Origin of the sequence: Campylobacter concisus (assembly GCF_001298465.1) — a bacterium.
GTDB lineage: Bacteria > Campylobacterota > Campylobacteria > Campylobacterales > Campylobacteraceae > Campylobacter_A > Campylobacter_A concisus.
In genome coordinates this window covers 1-16,655 of the sequence record NZ_CP012541.1, presented here as the reverse complement: position 1 = coordinate 16,655, position 16,655 = coordinate 1, and the positions used below count along the sequence as shown (strand labels likewise).

Here is a 16,655-nt window from a genome sequence, read left to right as displayed (position 1 = left end):
TCTCCCTTATGAAAAATTTATTTTACTTTTTTGGCATTGTGTTGTAAGTATTTGAGCACTAAATTTAGGTCAGTTTCATCTAGCGCGACAAATTTAGCATCGACCATTCCAGCTAAATTTGCTGGCCACTGAGCCGCTGTAAAGCTATTTGGTTCATGTAGCCTGTGACATGCCGAGCAGGTCTCTTCGTAAATTTTCTTTGACTTTGCGTAAAGCTCTTTTTGGTTGCCACCAAGTGCGTCATTTGGCACTTCATAAACGCCATCAACTTGATACCAAACCTCGCCGTAGTCGTCTTCAAGGTCTTTTACTTTTTTGAAATTTGCCTCGCTCTCGTCATTAAAAGCTACAAAAACTTCAGGATCTTCTATACTTCTTTGAAGTTGGGCTAAATAGTTTGCCGAAACTACGCCATTAACCTTGATCTTACTCGTTTTATCACCTTTTTCGACGACTTCAACTGGTGTTAAAACCTCGATCTTTCCTATCATCTTGCCATCTAGCGTTATATTGGCATCTTTTGCGATGACATCGGCACTAAAAGCAAGACTACATGCTAAGACAGGGGCTAAAAATAGCATTTTCATGTTGCAATCCTTAAAAATAAAATTTAAAAAAATCTTATAACCTAATGGTTTAAAATTACATTGTTATATTTAGCTTTATTTAAGAAAGTTAATATTCATTTTTATTAAAAATAAGATTTGGCAGAAAATTTATCAATGAGTTTTATTGGATGGCTTAATTGCTGAAGGTATAAGTAAAATTTTTCTAGCTTACAAGCTCTGTAAAAATTTTAATTATGGATCTAGTGAAGTAAAAATTTAACTTTACTTCACTAGCTACTATAAAAAGTATGGCAAAGCTTTTATAAACTTAAAAACATAAATTAGTAAACCTCTTACAGTATTTATAAATATACTAAAAGTTACTACTCTACATTGCTAGCTATGTTAAGACTTTCTAGAGTTTTATCGTTTTAAAATTTTTGTCAAAACGCCTTATTATCAATCTAACAGCTTTGCTTATCGCCTAGCTCGCACGCCTTTTTTCGCATTTGCTTTGCCTTTTTCGCGTCTTTTTTTACTTGCTCGTATCTATTTTCGTTGAAATTTCCCTCATACAGCCACGCCGCTCGCGCACAGCCGCCTACGTAGCCAAGCTTACACGAGCGCTCGTAATACTCCATCATCTCGCCTATATCGCCCCCCGTTCGCTCTATCATCCAGCCCACGTTGTAGCATCCGGGAGCGTATTTTTTGTTGCATAGGGTATTGTTTATCGCAAACGACTGCACCTCGTCGCCCAGCTCTTCTTGCATGAAATTAGCTAGCGCCAAGCAACCGGGCAAATACTCGTAAAGGACGCAGCTAGCCTTGTAATACGCGCTAATCTTAGTCTCGCGCTCGCTCTTATCCGCAGCTTTTACTAAGTTATTTTTATAAAGTTCGCCAAGATAAAAGCAGCCCTCGCCATCTCCTTTGGCGCAGGCTAGACTAAATAGCCCCTCCGCCGCGCCGTAGTCTTGCTTTAAGTTTGCCGCTACTATGCCCGCTTGCACGCACTCTTTGGTAGCGTTTAGGTCGGTATTTTTGCATTTTTTGACCTTTTCTAGCGTATCTGCGGCTAGCAATGGCGAAAGGCCCGGCTCGCTAGCGAATAAATTTAACGCCGCAAATAGCGCAAATAATAAATTTTTCATTTTTATCCTTAAAAATTTGCCTAACCCCGCGCTTTGGCGATGCAAGCAGCGACGGCATCCATCAAGGCGCCGCGAAATCCGCCTTTTTCAAGCGCGACAAGTCCTTCGATCGTGGTTCCCGCCGGCGAGCAAACCTCGTCTTTTAGCGCGGCTGGGTGCTTGCCGCTTTGGATCAGGCGCGCCGTCCCTTCCACGGCTGCCGCAACGGCGTCGTAGCAAAGCTGCCTAGGCAGTCCGCCCCGCACGCCGGCATCGGCCGCAGCCTCGATAAAGGCGCACGCATACGCCGGCAAGCTTCCCGCGATGCCCGTAAATGCGGCAAACCAGGCCTCGTCTATCTCGTAAATTTTACCGATTTTAGCGATTATCTCGCGCACGGTCTTGCGCGCTTCATCGCTAAAACCCGCGTCAAAGCAAAGAGCCGTGGCCGACGCGCCGATGCAAGCTGCTATATTTGGCATCGCGCGAGCGATATAAACGCCCTCGCCTACGATTTGCCTAGCGCGTTTTATGTCAAAATTCGGCGCCAAAAGAAGCAAAATTTTGCCCGCAAGATCAGGCGCGATCAGGCGCAAGATAGCCTCGTAGCTAGCGGGCTTAGTAGCCAGCACGACCGCGTCCGCTTCGCGCGCTAGATCCGTTTCGCTCGCGGCTATTTTTACGCTAAATCTCTGCCGCAAGGCTTCGTTTTTACTTCTGGTGCAGGCTATGATTTCAAATTTCGTCTTTTTTTCACATTCGCGCTGGCTCGAGGTTTTGCCTGTTTGCGCTAAATTTTCCGCCCTTTGCGCCTCGCTACCGCCGTCAAATTTCCGCTCCTCCTCGGCAAAGCTTCGCCCCGCGTCCACTTCGTCAGATTGCGCGCGCCAAAGCGCCTCTATCATCGCACCGCCCATATTTCCGCCGCCGATAAAGCCGATTTTAGGATTTTTCATTTTGCCGCCTTTTTTAGAGTGCCGATTTTGACCGCTTTGCCCGCGACCGCGTCACGTACCGCCGTACTATCCGCCCAGATAGCCCCCGTAACCTGCCCAGGCGCCAAGGTATAAACGCCGCCCGTTTGCGCCTCGTCGCTCGCCTTAAACTCGTTGCCCACGACCAGCTCATAAACGACGTTCGTGTCATTTTCAAATTTGATCGCCGCTTTTAGCGTCGGCTCCATTTTCTGTTTAGCTGCGCCCGCGTACTACTCGAGTATGTTTTTGCTAAGCTTGCCGTAGACGTCGCCGTCTTGGCTTAGATATATCCGCACGGCGCGCTTATCCGAGTTTTTGCCGCCTTTTTCGTCCTTGCCGACGCTAACGCTCATCTCATAGGCGGTTTCTCCGGTCGGAAAGTCCTTAAATTTAGCGTCCGGGACGAAAACCCGCACGTTGTCCGTTACCGTTTTCGTAACGTGCGTCTGCGGCGTTATACCCGTTAGCATGATCGTTGATTTCACGTCCGCGCCTTTGTCCGAAACAAGCGCGGAGATCGGCACGCGAGTAAGCAGCGTAGTCTCATAGCAGCCGCTAAAAATAAACGCCGCGGCGAGAGTAATGATAAATTTTAGTTTTTTTCATCGGTTTCCTTTAAATTTACGCCGATTCTAGCATAAACTAGACATTTTTATATTGATTATATTAAAAGTAAAAATAGAAAAGTAGGTATGGTATTTTAAAGCATAAATAGTTTTAGGATTGATAAATTTTAATCGTCTTAAACAAAGCCAACTTAAATAAATAATGCAAAAAAATATGAGAAATTTATAGAAATTTATTTGCTGTTTTTAGAGTTTAATTATTAGCCCCTTTACAAAGGGGCTAGATGACAAATTTTGATTAGAGTTTTGCTTTTCTTTTGCGCTCTGTTGGATCTAAATAGCGCTTGCGAACGCGGATATTTATAGGCGTAACCTCGACTAACTCGTCATCTTCTATCCACTCAAGAGCGCGCTCAAGGCTTAGCTTTCTAGGCGGCACAAGCTTGATCGCATCGTCGCTACCGCTAGCACGCACGTTTGTTAGGTTTTTACCCTTGATAGGATTTACGTCAAGGTCATTTGGACGACTATGCTCGCCTATGATCATACCCACATAGACTTTTGCTTGCGGATCAAGGAAAAGCACACCACGATCTTGCAAATTAAATAGTGAATAAGCAAGCGTTACGCCATTTTCCATCGAAACTAGCGCGCCATTTGTTCTATGCTCCACAGTTCCGCTAAGCGGTCTAAACTCCAAAAAGCTGTGGTTCATAACGCCCTCACCTTTTGTATCAGTCAAAAACTGGCTTCTAAAACCGATAAGGCCGCGCGCTGGGATCTCAAACTCGATCCTTGTTTGGCCGTCGCCTGTTGGGTTCATAGAGACCATTTCAGCTTTTCTTTTACCTAGTTTTTCTATGACAGTGCCTGTCGTATCATCAGGTGCGTCAATCACTAAAAGCTCGTATGGCTCGCATTTTACGCCATTTATCTCTTTTACGATGACCTCAGGTCTGCCAAGTAAAAACTCATAGCCCTCGCGGCGCATATTTTCAGCCAAAATAGTAATCTGAAGCTCACCACGGCCACTTACTTTAAATTTGCCCTCGCCGATGTTTTCGTATTTCATCGCGATATTTGTCTTCATCTCGTTTGCAAGGCGCTCATCGATCTTGTTTGATGTAACGTGTTTGCCCTCAGTACCTGCTAGTGGGCCGTCATTTACAGAAAATACAACGCTAAGTGTTGGCTCTTCGATGTGAAGAGGATCTAGTGGATGAGGATTATTTGGATCAACGACGCTATCGCCAACGTCAAGCGCATCAAAGCCAGCGATCGCTACGATGTCACCAGTGCCAGCCTCATTAATATCGGTTCTTTCAAGACCCATAAAGCCAATTAACTTTGAAATTCTACCAGTTGTCTTTGTGCCATCAGCCTTTGCAAGCATAACATTTTGGTTTTTTGATATCTTGCCGTTAAAAATTCTTGCAATACCGATCTTGCCGACGTAGTTATCATAATCAAGAGTAAACACTTGAAGCTGAAGTGAGTTCTCGTCACTACCGCTTGGAGCTGGTACGTGAGATAAGATGGTCTCAAAAAGTGGCTGCATATCTTTGTTTTCATCACTTAGCTTTAACTTAGCATAGCCATTTTTCGCAGCTGCATACACAACTGGAAATTCTAGCTGTTCGTCATTTGCATCAAGTGCTACAAAAAGGTCAAAAATTTCATTTATAACGCGGTCTGGATCGCCTGCTGGCTTATCGATCTTATTTACGACGACGATTGGGCGAAGTCCAAGTGAGAGCGCCTTTTTGACGACAAATTTAGTTTGTGGCATAACGCCTTCTTGCGCATCTACAAGTAGCAAAACGCCATCAACCATCTTAAGAACACGCTCTACCTCACCACCAAAGTCGGCGTGGCCTGGGGTGTCAATGATGTTGATCTTCGTATCTTTGTAGCGAATAGCAGTATTTTTAGAAAGAATCGTGATACCACGCTCTCTTTCGATGTCATTACTATCCATTACACGCTCGCCAAGGTTTTGATGCTCATTAAATGTTCCTGACTGTTTCAAAAGCTCATCAACCATTGTTGTTTTACCGTGGTCGACGTGTGCGATAACGGCTATATTTCGTATCTTTTCCAAATTTTTCTCCGTTTATTAGTTTGCTATTTTTCGTTTGTCAGTTTTAAAATAGGGGCAGATTATAGCCAAATTTTTATAAATTTTAAGCTGATATCAAGAAATTAATTTTTGGAATAGATTTTGCATGTTTGGCATTAAGTTTAAAAATTTGAAAGGTTTGAATGCAAGCTTATACAGCGAAAAATAACGTAGATTTGCTGGCTCCTGCTGGGAATAAAAAGCCCTCTGTTTCTAAAAAATCTCAAAACAACGGCGAATTTTTGTCGATGGTTTTAGATGCAGCTGCGAGCAAGGCAAATAGCGGCCAAAAAATCACTGAAAAAGATGTCAAAGAGATAGTAAAAACGGTTACTACTCAAAAAGAGACGCTGCAAAAATCTCAAAGCGAAAGCACGGCAAAAATTTCAACCGCACTTGAAGAAAATTTGGACGAAGATACAAAAAATGAGCTCTATGAAAATGCAAATTTCATGCAGCTTTTGCAAGTTTTAGAAATTCTAAATGGCAATGAAAAAGTAAGTAAGTTTCCAAATTTCAGCGACAAAATAGCAAATTTCTTAAGTGTGCCCCAAAACGTCGAAGAGCTTAGCAACGTTAAAAGCGTTAGCGATCTTATCGACCTTGCTAAGAAATTTGATCTTGGCCTTGAAAATATAGAAATTTCAAACGAAGATGTGCCAAAACTAAATGAGATGTTTAAAAATTTGGGCAAGAAAGAATTTTTCACACCGATAAAGACCGAAGAGAAGCCTTTTTATCTAAAAGAGCTAAAAAATGAGGTCGAGCAAACCATCATCAAAAATGAACCAAAAGAGGTAGTAAAGCTTGATACCTTGCTAAAAGAGGTAGTGGCAAATCCAACTAGCGAAGCTAAAAATTTAGTAAAAGAAGAGCCTAAAAAGCTAGATAGTGAAGTAAAGCTTGATGATGAGATAGTGGATGTTGAACCAGACGAGCAGCCTAAAGTAAAGGTAAATTTACACGAGCAAAAGGCACAAAAAGCTCCAACTCTTGAGTCGCTACTCTTTCCTGAAAGAGAACAACAAAAAAATGAGAATTTAGAGAGCAAAGAGACATTTAATAGCGATAATAAATCAGAACTAAATCAAATGGTAAAAGATATCGCTAGTAGTGCTAAACACCAGCTTCAAACAAAGGCTGAGATAAAAGAGACGCTTAGTAATTTCTCTTCTACGCTAAAAGAGCAGGTTCAAAATTACAAAGCTCCGATCACTCGTTTTAACATCACGCTTAATCCACTAAATTTAGGCGAGGTTGAGATCACGATGGTAAATCGCGGCAATAATTTGCATGTAAATTTTAACTCAACCACGGCTACGATGAATCTCTTTTTGCAAAATCAAGCCGAGTTTAAAAATAGCCTTGTAAATATGGGATTTACCGAGCTTGAGATGAATTTCTCAGATCAAAATCAAAGACAAGATAAAAGAGAACAAGCAAAGAATAAATACAGCTCAAATCAAAGCGATGAGAGCGAAAACACTCAAGCGGAACAAAGCTTGCTTGAGCTAGTAATACCAAGATATATTTAGGAGAGATCATGGCTTCAGTTTCAGATATAACTACACAAACAACACAACAAAAAAATGCCGAGAAAAAGGCAAAAGCAAAGCAAGATGCAGCAGCTGGCACAGGAACTAACCCAAATGCGCAGCTAGATAAAGATGCATTTATGAAGCTACTTTTAACAGAGCTTCAGTATCAAGATCCAACAAGCCCTATGGATACTGAAAAGATGCTCACACAAACTAGCCAACTAGCATCACTAGAGATGCAACAAAATACAAACTCAGCTATGAAAGAGCTTGTAAATCAGTTAAAATCAAATGCAAATGCCTACGCCATATCAGCTCTTGGCAAAATGGTCTCAACTGGTTCAAACTCAGTTTTACTAACAGATGAGCAAAAAACTGTAAATTTTGCACTTTATTTTAAATCAGATCTTGCAAATGGTAAGCTTGAAATTAAAAATGCAAATGGAGAGGTCGTTCGTTCAATCGATATAAAAGATCTAAAATCAGGAGTTCGCAGAATATCTTGGGATGGCAAAGATGATTCTGGAAAACAATTACCAAATGGTGCATATACAGTTTCTGTTAATTACACTGGAAAAGATGGTAATTCATACAAGACTCAAGTAGGTAGCTATCCGGTTGAAGCAGTAAAATTTGTAGATGGTAAAGCCATGATAAAAATCGCAGGCGAATATGTCCCAATGGATAAAATATCTGAATTTTACGAAGGATAAAAGCCATGATGAGAGGTTTTTACAACGGAATTAGTGGCATTAAAACACAAAGCTTTGGCATGGATGTTTGGGCAAATAATATTTCAAATATCAACAACGTAGGTTTTAAAGCTTCAATCCCTGAGTTTAAAAATTTAATCAATCAACATATGGCTTCTGCTGGAAGTGGTCCAACTAACAATCAAGTAGGTCTTGGAGCTACGAAACAAACGACAGCTTTAAAGATGACAAATGGTAGTTTTCAAAATACTGATAATAACTTCGACCTAGCCATAGGTGGTAAAGGCTTTTTTGGTGTTGTTGACAAAAATGGTAGAAACTACTATACAAGAACAGGTAGCTTTGATATAGACGCAGCTGGAAATTTAGTAGATAATAAAGGCAACTTGCTTCTTGGTACATTAACAAGTTTTACTCCAGTCACTCCAAGTGCTAATGCTCTTAGAAAATATGGTCAAACAAAAGGTACCACGCAGGCATTTACTGCAAAAGAAGAAGATCTAAAACTAGCCGATACTGGCTCACAAAAAGGTATAAATTTACCTCATTTTTTATATATGCCAGCCAAGCAAACAAAAAATATAAATTTAAAAGGTAACCTAGACTCAAGCCTTATAACAGATAAGCGAACAACAGCCATTGATGCGGCAAATTTTAACTATACACTCGATAATACAAACAAAACTATCTCACTAAATGGACAAATTCCGCTAAGTCAGACAAGATTTGGTGCAAAAGCAGGCGATAGCGTAGTGGTAAAAGTAAAAGACGGCGATGGTAAATTTAGTGAGTTTTCAACCACGCTAGAGAGCGATGGCAGCTGGCATATAAACAATAAAAGCCTAAAATTTATGAATTTTGCTAGCTTAGATGTAAAAGCTGAAGTTACTTCACTAGTTGAAGTAGCTAATAAAGAAAAACTAAGTTCAGAGATATATAACAGCGATGGCACAAAGAGCTTAGTAACTATAAATTTTACAAAGCAAATCCCTCAAGGTGGCAATCAAACTACCTGGAATGCTACAGCTACGATAACTGATGCTAATGGTGTTGTACAAAATACAGCTATGGGAACACTTACTTTTGATGGTAGTGGCAGACTTGTTACAAATACATTAACAAGCGTTGGAAACGTGGCTTTAAATTTTCTTGGCGATGGAGATGCAAATGTCTATAATGGCATAACAAGCTCGGCTAATTCAAAAAAAGACTTTGTCATAAAAGCAGATGGCTACGCCGAAGGAAATCTCTCAAAATATAGCGTTGATGATCGTGGAAATATAATGGCAAATTTTGACAATTCTCGTTCATTTATAGTTGCAAAAATAGCTCTATATCACTTCCAAAATGAGCAAGGCGTATCAAAAGTGGGTGATAATCTCTATGAAGCAACTCCAAATTCAGGCGAAGCATTTTTTTACAAAAATAAAGCTGGTGAGACCATTTATGGTTCACAAATTCTTTCAAATAAACTTGAAATGAGTAACGTCGATCTTGGTCAAGCGCTAAGTGAGGTTATAGTCACACAAAAGGCTTATGAGGCTAGTGCAAAAAGTATCACAACAAGTGATGAGATGATCCAGACTGCTATTCAGATGAAGAAATAATTTTTATACTAGTTGATGATTAAAAATTTAAAATGAATGATAATTTTAAGAATAGAGTTTGACTTCGTTTATTAAAAACTCATAAACTCTTTGCTGAACTAAAATTTCTTCCTCACAGCCACTCATCAAGCGACGAAGGTGAGAAAAATCTATCTTTTTGGCGTATCTTTTGTGATCTTTTAGGTCTTTATCAATGCTTAAAAGTAGTGCATCAAGTGTGATCCTATCGTTTCTTTTAACTCTTGCTACATACTCTCTAACAGTTTGGATCAAAAAGTCTTTTCTAGTTTGGTCATTTTCATAAATTTCATTTGTAATGTCATTTAAAACAAAAAAATCATCTTCGTCTGGGTCAAATTTAGCAGAGATCATAGCGGCAAAAATTTTTGCACGAAATTCTAAAGATTTGTGATGATAGATAAAAAAATCTCTAAAAGCTGATAAAAAACGAAGTTTAAACTTTCCAGACATTACTCTACTTTTTATGAAATTTGGGCTGATTATATACTTTTAAAGCTAAATTTTTAAAAATGTAACTATAAAACAAAATTTAAGTATAGTTTCTGTATGATTGCGAAGCTCCTTCTTAGACCTGTGCAATGCTTTTTATGAGCACCGCTTCAGGGTGGGAACACAGCAGAGCACTTGTATTAAGTGTGTGCCGCAGTTATCTGAGAAGGGGTCTTTCTAAACCAAAATGCTCATTAAAATCATCGCAAATTTCTAAAAAATCCACTCCATCAATCTTAGGTTTTTCACTAAAAAATTTATACATATTATTAAAGCCATCAGTTAGCTCTTTTGACTTGACGCCGTAGCTTATCGAAATTCCAGCTTCGATGTAGGCTGAGAGCTTGTCGCAGTATTTTAGCGCTTTGCCATCGATTGAGTTAAATTTATCCTCATTTACGTTTTCCATCGTCCCTTCATGGCAGATGATTTTACGCTCATATGTTCTATTTTCAAACTCATCTTTTATAAATTTCTCACCATCTTTTCTGATGCCAAGGATGTAGCTAAACTCATCTTTTATTTTTTCAGGCACAAATGGTAAAATTCTCTCATCAATAAGCCTCATCTCATACTCGCTGATGATCTCATTTAGCCCCTTTACGCCGTATTTTACAGGGCTTATGATATCTCTTGTGAGGCTCTCTGGCAAGTCGTGAAATAGCGCGCAAAAGAAGTTATTTTCTAGGCGTCTTTTGCAAGCTTTTGCTTTTAGTGAGTAAAAATAACTAAGTATCGCAACTACTAGCATATGTCCTAAGACCGCAGTTTCTGGAATGCGAGGCGTTTGTGCCCAGCGCTTTTGAAATCTAAGTCTACCGCTTAGATCAACAAGGCGGGCTAATTTTTGATTCATAGCGATCTTTCTAACGCCAATTAGTTCATAATAATCCTCCATCTCCTCTTCAACCTTCGCCTTAAGCTCGTCGATATCGCTTAAAAATTGGCTCGTTTGATAGACGATAGAAAATTCCCACCTCGTGGCAAGATAGCTCGCTGCTTTTAGGATGAGACGCTCTTTTTCGTGGGTTTTGTCGTTTTTAAAGTGATTTTTAAATCTCTCTAAAAATTTGCCATCTTCTATTTCCGAGATCAGCTCCTCTAGGTTGCTTAAGACCCAGCTATTTATCTGCTCTTTTTTTGTCTTTTGGATGTGATGAAAGACATCTGGTCGTATGTCTGTGACTACGACCCTGCTTAAAAACTCAAAAATTCCAGCCTCTATGATATAGTTTATGTCGGCATTTTGCTCTTGTTTTGCTATGAAATAAGCGATGATAAATTTATGAGCCTGTTTATCAAGCTCGACTAAATTTGCCATCTTTGGATAGTCGTTCCAACGTGATATAGATGCTGCTTTAAAGATATGTTCTATAAGCTTAGCACTTATCATTATTTATCCTTTTTGACTACTTTTGGCTTCTTATCATCGGCATAGCTTATTTTTCTAAAGCCCTCTTTGTTTAAACTTCTTCTTGGTTTGTCATCTTTTTGAAATTTATCATCTCTGCCACCTCTGCTGCCACCAGCTCTACTACTGCCACGATCGCTCGTGCTACGTCTTTCACGTGGCTTATCACCAAAGCTACTTCTCTCTCTAGTTCTTGGAGTAAATTCTTTCTCCTCAACTGGCTTTTTCACCACTAGATCAGAGCTGATCTCGATAACTGTATGGACATTTCCACGTGGGTTAAAGTCGCCAACTATCTTCATAAATTTTGGCTCTAGTTTTTTCTCTAAAACAGAGTAAATTTCATTTATACTATCTTCATGGCTGATGTTGCGGTTCATAAAACTATTTATATAAAGCTTTATCGCTTTTAGCTCAACAACTAACTTATTTGGGATATACTCAAGATAGATCGTCGCAAAGTCAGGATAACCAGAGCGAGGGCAAAGGCAGCAAAACTCAGGCAGAGTAATCTTTATGACATAGTCTCTTGTTTGCTTATTTTCCCAGACCTCAAGGTCACTCTCTACGTCAAATTCTTTCAAAATTTTCTCGCCATATTTCATATCTAGCTCTTCGCTCATTTTTTATCCTTTATACTTTTACTAACTAGGTCAAATTTAAATTTGATCACCTTTTAAATATCTAAGTGTTTAACGTCTTTTGCGTGGTCTTGGATATAGTTTCTTCTTGGCTCGACCTCATCGCCCATAAAGAGATTAAACGTATCAGAGGCGCTTATAGCGTCGTTTATATCGATCTTTAAAAGTCTTCTGTTCTCAGGGTTCATCGTAGTCTCCCAAAGCTGCTCAGGGTTCATCTCACCAAGACCTTTATAACGCTGGATATATGCACCTTTTTTCGCATTTTTCTCTACTTCATCAAGCACGTCTATAACGTCACTATGCAAGTCTAGGCCGCGCTCTTTTATCTTTTGGCTGATATAAAGTGCCTCTTCATAAAGTGGATTTGTGAATAAATTTTCATTTACCACAAGCTCTTCTAGACCACTCTCTGTTTGGACGTAAATTCTAACCTCATCTTCGCTAACGTAGTGGTTTAGTATGTTGTGACCCTCAGCTTTTAAGAAATCCCTTAAAATTTCAAAAATTTCATTGTAGCTTTTTGAGACGATGTCTGGATTTTCTATCATATAGCGTATCGCTGAAAGGACATTAAAGCGTTTTTCAAGCTCTTTTAAGACACTTCTATAAGCTGCAACGATCTTTAGGAAGTCGATCAGATCAGCACTACCGATACCCTCTATATCAACGCCCTCTATGCCAGTTTCGATAAGAAATTCGTTTAGTGCCTTTTCATCTTTTAGATAAATTTCTTTCTTACCTTTTTTATAGCGGTAAAGTGGCGGCTGAGCTAGGTAGATGTGGCCGTTTTCTACAACTTTATTTAAAAATCTAAAGAAGAATGTTAAAAGTAGCGTCTGGATGTGGCTACCATCGACGTCGGCATCGGTCATGATGATAATCTTATGATATCTAAGCTTCTCAGCGTCAAATTCATCTCCGATACCGCAGCCTAGTGCTGTTATCATATTTTTTATCTCGTCAGACTTTAAAATTTTATCCAGTCTTGCCTTTTCAACGTTTAGAATTTTACCCTTAAGCGGCAATATCGCCTGAAAAACTCTATCACGTCCTTGCTTTGCAGAACCGCCCGCAGAGTCGCCCTCCACTAGATATAGCTCGCTAATTACTGGGTCTTTACTCTGGCAGTCAGCTAGTTTGCCAGGGAGTGTACCTACGCTCATGCTCTCTTTTTTGCGAGTTAGATCCCTAGCTTTTTTAGCGGCCTCGCGACCACGAGCAGCCATTAGAGCTTTATCCATTATCGCTCTTGCTTCGATAGGATTTTCTTCAAAATACTTTGTAAGCACGTCAAAAACCATCTTTTGAACGATAGGTTTTACGTAGCTTGAACCTAGTTTACCCTTTGTTTGTCCCTCAAACTGCGGCTCTGGCACCTTTACGCTTACAACTGCGATAAGTCCCTCGCGGATATCTTCGCCAGTTATCTTTGTATCTTTTTCACGTGCAGCAGCATTTGCTTGAACGTAGTTTGTAATAACTCTTGTTAGGCCCGCTCTAAAGCCAGCCTCGTGCGTACCACCATCTGGAGTTTTGATGTTATTTACAAAGCTTAGTAAATTTTCACTATAAGTGTCGTTGTAAAGTAGTGCAAAATCAACCATAACATCATCTTCGCCGCCGCTAAATGATACTGCTTTACTAACAGCATTTGCTTTGTTCATATCAGTTACAAAGCTCTCTAACCCACCCTCGAAATGAAAACTTTCGCTTCTGCCATTTCTTTGATCTTTAAAATTTATAGTTATCTTTGGGTTTAGATATGCTAGCTCGCGAAATCTCTTAACTAAAATTTCATCATCAAATTCTGTCACTTCAAAAATGCTATCATCTGGCCAAAACTCGACTTGCGTACCTGTGCGGTTTGTAGTTTTTATCACTTCAAGATCGCTTTGAGGGATACCTTTTGCAAATTCTTGTCTATGAAGCTTGCCATCACGTTTGATATTTACGACTAGTTTTTTAGAAAGAGCATTTACAACAGATACACCAACACCGTGAAGACCACCAGAAACTTTATAAGTGTCCTTGTCAAATTTACCACCAGCGTGAAGAACAGTTAAAACAACTGTCGCAGCTGAAATTTTTTCAGTTGGGTGCATATCTACTGGGATACCACGGCCATTATCGCTAATGATAGCTGAGCCCTCACGTGTAAGCTCAATGTCTATCGTATCGCAGTATCCTGCCATCGCTTCGTCGATAGAGTTATCAACGACTTCATAGATCATATGGTGAAGACCACTAACGTTTGTATCACCTATATACATGCCTGGGCGTTTCCTGACCGCTTCAAGCCCTTTTAGTACTTTGATATTTTCTGCGCCGTAATTATTTTCCATAATCTTGCCTTATCTTATAAATTTATCGGCATTATTACTGTTGTTAATTCTTTTGAATTTACAACAAATGCTAGTGAGCTTTCATTAAATCCAAGCTCAAAATTTTCATCTTCGATACTAGTTAAGAAATCAAGCAAGTATCTATTTTTTATGCCTATAAAGAATTCATCTTCTAAGCCAGTTTGATAATCAATCATAGTTTTTGCTTCAGAGTTATCTTCTATAACACTTTCAAATGTTATATTGTCTTTTGAAAAAGTTATTTTCATTGTATCACTTAGCATTGAGATAGTTTTTATACCATCTATCATCTTATCTCTACTTAGCTGAAGTCTTTTTCTTACTTCTTTTGGTATGACACGCTCATAGTCTGGAAATTTACCATTTATAAGTTTTGTGAAAAACTCAAAATTTTGGCTTTGAGCGATTAAGATATTTTCATCATAGTAAATTTCTATCTTGTCAAAAAATAGTTTTTGTATTTCATTGATAGCTTTTTTAGGGATTATAAGTGAAAATTCTTTTTCAGTTGGTGTTTGAAATTTAAATACACTAAGTCTTCTTGTATCAGTACCAACGATATTTATAAAGTCTTGTTTAATATCAAGGAAAGCACCATTTAATTCAAATTTCGGGTTATTGCTATCAATACTTGGTAAAATTTTCTTTAAACTTCTTCCTAACATAACAGCATCAACATCAAATTTTGATTTGCCTTCTATCGTTGGAAATTCTGGAAAATCTTCAAATTTATACATTGGAAGTTTGTATTTTGAGTTTTTTTGTTTTATATAAAGATAGTTATTTACAGTTTCTAACATCACTTCTTCGTCTTTTAGACTTTTTATAATGTCAAGTAGTTTTTTACCATTTGCAGTTGCATAGCCTTGATCAATGATTTTTACATTACTTAGCTTATACGCTAGTCCTATCTCATGATCAGTTGCTTTTATATTTAAAACTCCATCTTTTGCTGAGATATAAATGTGAGAAGTTATAGCACTAAGATCTCTTTTTTCAAGATATGGATTTGTATTTGTTACTATGCTTTCAAGCATATTTTTGTTTATTAAAACCTTCATTAAAAACTTCCTTCTATTTTTAAATTTAATTTTTTTGTTTTAGTAGGTGATGTTAAAAAGTGAAAAGTACTTTTAAACATCGAAATACAGCTATTTGAAATGTGAAAAATTATATTTTCTTTTTCACATTTATTCACAAATTTCATATTGTATTTTATCCTTTTGTCAAAATTTTATTTTTTAATTCAGTAACTTTTAGACTAAAAATTTCATTAGTTTGTATTAGCTCATTTATCTTTTTAATATTATGACTAACGGCACTGTGATCTTTCATACCAAAATAGTTTGCAATTTGTGGCATTGAGTTTGTTGTAAGCATCTTTGCAAGATATATGATGATTCGTCTTGCTTCTACGATATTTGTAACTCTTGATTTGCTTTTTATATCACTTTGTTTGATATTTAGTTCTTTACTAACTATTTCAACGATAGTATCAAAATTTATATTTTCACGTTTTTCTTTGATCAAATCTTTTAATATACTTTTTGCAAGATCAAGTGTGATCTCTTCTTTCATAAGAGTTTTAAATACGTTTAAATTTATGATAGCTCCCTCGATCTCACGGATATTATCTCCCATGTTTGTAGCTATGTAGTTTATGACCTCTTTATTTAGATCGATTTTATCAAATTCGCATTTTTTGATGATGATGGCTATTTTTGTATCAAGTTCAGGTGGCGTAATATCAGCCATAAAAGCCTTATCAAATCTTGAAATCATCCTATCTTCAAAGCCTTTTAGTGTCTTTGGAGGTCGATCTGAAGTCATAACTATTTGACCATTTTTTGCTAAAAGTTCATTATATGTGTTGAAAAATTCCTCTTGGATTTTATCAGTTTTACCAAGAAACTGTACATCGTCTATTAGTAAAACATCGCAGTTTCTATATTTTTCACGAAATTTTGGCATTGAGTGGTTATTTATATGACTGGTAAAATCTATCATAAATTGTTCGCTAGTTACGCAAATAACGGTTTTTCCTTTATTTAGGCAGTGATTTCCGACTGACTGGAGTAAGTGAGTCTTGCCAAGCCCTGTCGTGCCATAGATAAAAAGTGGATTATAAAGTACGCCAGGTTTTTCAGCGGCTGCTTTTGCGCTTAAAAATGCGTATTGATTTGACGCTCCACAGACAAAATTTTCAAATGTGTAGCTTGGATTTAAAATGCTACTTTGTGTTTTTATTTGCTTAACATTTATTTGATTTTGCTTCGATACCTTGCTACTTTTAGTAGATGAAATTTCAATATTTGGCTTTATCCCTGTTCTAACTTCATATAGATGAGCGATCTTATCAGCATATCTTGTATTTATAAATTTAGCCATTAACTCATTTGGTGCAGTGAATACTATAATATGATCGTCTGAAGCCTTTTCGTTAAATTTTAATTGCTTGATATAACTTTGGTATTCTTCAGGTGAAATTTGTGTTGAAAGATTTTCTAAAATTTCGTCTGCTATCAA

At 38.1% G+C, this 16,655-nt stretch carries 15 protein-coding genes and 1 other RNA gene; 4 read left to right on the top strand and 12 right to left on the bottom strand.

The annotated features are described in order from the left end of the window. Positions 1 to 17: 17 nt before the first annotated feature. The 6 genes from CCON33237_RS00070 to typA all read right to left on the bottom strand — a co-directional run bounded on the left by CCON33237_RS00070 (position 18) and on the right by typA (position 5,325). A complete protein-coding gene (locus tag CCON33237_RS00070) occupies positions 18 to 587 on the bottom strand; it encodes a hypothetical protein (RefSeq protein ID WP_054195864.1) in 570 nt (189 codons plus the stop codon). A gap of 425 nt (positions 588 to 1,012) precedes the next feature. After that, positions 1,013 to 1,702 carry a tetratricopeptide repeat protein gene (locus tag CCON33237_RS00065; RefSeq protein WP_054195863.1) on the bottom strand — a complete coding sequence of 230 codons (690 nt, stop codon included), beginning with the start codon at positions 1,700 to 1,702 and terminating at the stop codon, positions 1,013 to 1,015. Positions 1,703 to 1,722: 20 nt separating this feature from the next. Further along, positions 1,723 to 2,637: a pyrroline-5-carboxylate reductase gene (gene proC / locus CCON33237_RS00060; protein ID WP_054195862.1), complete on the bottom strand. Its 915-nt coding sequence runs from the start codon at positions 2,635 to 2,637 to the stop codon at positions 1,723 to 1,725. Beyond that, positions 2,634 to 2,864 carry a hypothetical protein gene (locus tag CCON33237_RS09750; RefSeq protein ID WP_234402303.1) on the bottom strand — a complete coding sequence of 77 codons (231 nt, stop codon included), beginning with the start codon at positions 2,862 to 2,864 and terminating at the stop codon, positions 2,634 to 2,636. The genes proC and CCON33237_RS09750 overlap by 4 nt, the downstream gene beginning before the upstream one ends. Positions 2,865 to 2,888: 24 nt before the next feature. Continuing rightward, positions 2,889 to 3,143, bottom strand: coding sequence for a ubiquitin family protein (locus CCON33237_RS09745; RefSeq protein ID WP_234402304.1), 255 nt, complete (start codon positions 3,141 to 3,143; stop codon positions 2,889 to 2,891). A 379-nt stretch (positions 3,144 to 3,522) separates the two neighbouring features. Continuing rightward, positions 3,523 to 5,325, bottom strand: a complete 1,803-nt coding sequence (typA, locus tag CCON33237_RS00050; RefSeq protein ID WP_054195861.1) for a translational GTPase TypA — start codon at positions 5,323 to 5,325, stop codon at positions 3,523 to 3,525. A gap of 161 nt (positions 5,326 to 5,486) precedes the next feature. On the opposite strand from typA, the gene fliK reads away from it, so the two are divergent. Genes fliK through CCON33237_RS00035 form a run of 3 tightly spaced genes read left to right on the top strand, consistent with a single transcriptional unit; the run spans position 5,487 to position 9,201 of the window. Beyond that, positions 5,487 to 6,878 (top strand): flagellar hook-length control protein FliK, encoded by a 1,392-nt coding sequence (gene fliK / locus CCON33237_RS00045; RefSeq protein ID WP_054195860.1) that lies wholly within the window; start codon positions 5,487 to 5,489, stop codon positions 6,876 to 6,878. Positions 6,879 to 6,886: 8 nt separating this feature from the next. Next, positions 6,887 to 7,594 (top strand): flagellar basal body rod modification protein, encoded by a 708-nt coding sequence (locus CCON33237_RS00040; RefSeq protein ID WP_021090228.1) that lies wholly within the window; start codon positions 6,887 to 6,889, stop codon positions 7,592 to 7,594. Positions 7,595 to 7,599: 5 nt separating this feature from the next. Beyond that, entirely contained in the window at positions 7,600 to 9,201 is a 1,602-nt protein-coding gene (locus tag CCON33237_RS00035; RefSeq protein ID WP_069174571.1) for a flagellar hook protein FlgE, read from the top strand. A gap of 45 nt (positions 9,202 to 9,246) precedes the next feature. Here the strand turns inward: CCON33237_RS00035 and CCON33237_RS00030 are convergent, their stop codons facing one another. Then, positions 9,247 to 9,672 carry a hypothetical protein gene (locus CCON33237_RS00030; protein ID WP_054195859.1) on the bottom strand — a complete coding sequence of 142 codons (426 nt, stop codon included), beginning with the start codon at positions 9,670 to 9,672 and terminating at the stop codon, positions 9,247 to 9,249. Positions 9,673 to 9,784: 112 nt separating this feature from the next. Here CCON33237_RS00030 and ffs point away from each other — a divergent pair. Next, an RNA gene (ffs, locus tag CCON33237_RS09340) (signal recognition particle sRNA small type) lies at positions 9,785 to 9,882 on the top strand. Here ffs and CCON33237_RS00025 read toward each other — a convergent pair. The 5 genes from CCON33237_RS00025 to dnaA form a co-directional block, all read right to left on the bottom strand. Then, positions 9,869 to 11,104: an HD domain-containing protein gene (locus tag CCON33237_RS00025; RefSeq protein WP_054195858.1), complete on the bottom strand. Its 1,236-nt coding sequence runs from the start codon at positions 11,102 to 11,104 to the stop codon at positions 9,869 to 9,871. The two genes, ffs and CCON33237_RS00025, sit on opposite strands and share 14 nt — an antisense overlap. Continuing rightward, the gene (queF, locus tag CCON33237_RS00020; protein ID WP_234402305.1) at positions 11,104 to 11,745 is read right to left on the bottom strand and encodes a preQ(1) synthase; all 642 of its coding nucleotides are present in this window, start codon (positions 11,743 to 11,745) and stop codon (positions 11,104 to 11,106) included. The genes CCON33237_RS00025 and queF overlap by 1 nt, the downstream gene beginning before the upstream one ends. 53 nt (positions 11,746 to 11,798) lie before the next feature. Then, positions 11,799 to 14,108 (bottom strand): DNA topoisomerase (ATP-hydrolyzing) subunit B, encoded by a 2,310-nt coding sequence (gene gyrB, locus CCON33237_RS00015; RefSeq protein ID WP_054195857.1) that lies wholly within the window; start codon positions 14,106 to 14,108, stop codon positions 11,799 to 11,801. A 14-nt stretch (positions 14,109 to 14,122) separates the two neighbouring features. Next, positions 14,123 to 15,190: a DNA polymerase III subunit beta gene (dnaN, locus tag CCON33237_RS00010; protein WP_054195856.1), complete on the bottom strand. Its 1,068-nt coding sequence runs from the start codon at positions 15,188 to 15,190 to the stop codon at positions 14,123 to 14,125. Between the two features lie 154 nt (positions 15,191 to 15,344). Next, positions 15,345 to 16,655 carry a chromosomal replication initiator protein DnaA gene (dnaA, locus tag CCON33237_RS00005; RefSeq protein WP_054195855.1) on the bottom strand — a complete coding sequence of 437 codons (1,311 nt, stop codon included), beginning with the start codon at positions 16,653 to 16,655 and terminating at the stop codon, positions 15,345 to 15,347.